Raw genomic sequence first — 838 nt, 5'->3', positions numbered from 1 at the left:
CAGCGCTTTAAATGGCCTAAGGTAGACGCCTTCAAACACCTGAAATTAAGCGAACAACAGCTTGATTGGTTGCTAGGCGGCTATGATGTGATTGGACATGGCAGACTTAATTACAAGGCCTCTGGCTTATAACCTGAGATCATAAAAACAATTTAACGATCACGATTTAATCTACATAAAAACAGTCGTTTAGCCTCATGTTGCGGTAAAATAAAAGGCATGAAAACAGATATTGATTCGCTGCCAGACGACCCTTTATTGCTAAAGAAAATCATACTTCGGCAAGCGGCGGAGTATGCACAATTAGAAGAGAGGTTTAAGCTCGCGCAACAAAAGCAGTTTGGTCAAAGTAGTGAAGGCCATCCTGGTCAGGGTGAGTTATTTAATGAAGCCGAAGAGATAGTGATTGAAACTGATGACGCTGAGCATGAGGACATCAGTTATACACGCAATAAACCCAAGCGAAAAGCCCTGCCCAAAGACCTACCTCGTGAAGTGGTTATCCATGATATCGCAGAGGAAGATAAAGTCTGCGATTGCTGTCAGGGCAAACTGCATATAATAGGCGAAGATAAGTCTGAAAAATTAGAGTTTATTCCTGCTCAGGTGAAAGTGATTGAGCATGTGCGACCTAAGTACACGTGCAAGGCTTGTGAAAAAGACGGTATTAAAAACCGCATTAAACAAGCGCCCGTACCCGATAGTGTTATTCCCAAAGGCTATGCCACGCCCAGCTTACTCAGTCAGATTATCACCAGTAAATATCAGTATGGCTTGCCGCTTTATCGACAAGAAGCGATGTTCAAACAATACGGCATTGAACTGAGTCGCAAGACCA

At 43.1% G+C, this 838-nt stretch carries 1 protein-coding gene; it reads left to right on the top strand.

The window, feature by feature from the left end:
* Positions 1-219: 219 nt before the first annotated feature.
* Positions 220-838 (top strand): IS66 family transposase zinc-finger binding domain-containing protein (locus tag GQS54_RS22930; RefSeq protein WP_166426233.1); only part of this gene is annotated, 619 nt, incomplete at its 3' end.

The organism is Paraglaciecola sp. 20A4 (assembly GCF_011378905.1).
In the GTDB taxonomy this organism is placed as follows: Bacteria; Pseudomonadota; Gammaproteobacteria; order Enterobacterales; family Alteromonadaceae; genus Paraglaciecola.
Note: the sequence above shows the minus strand (reverse complement) of the source record. Positions and strands in the feature narration are given on the sequence as shown.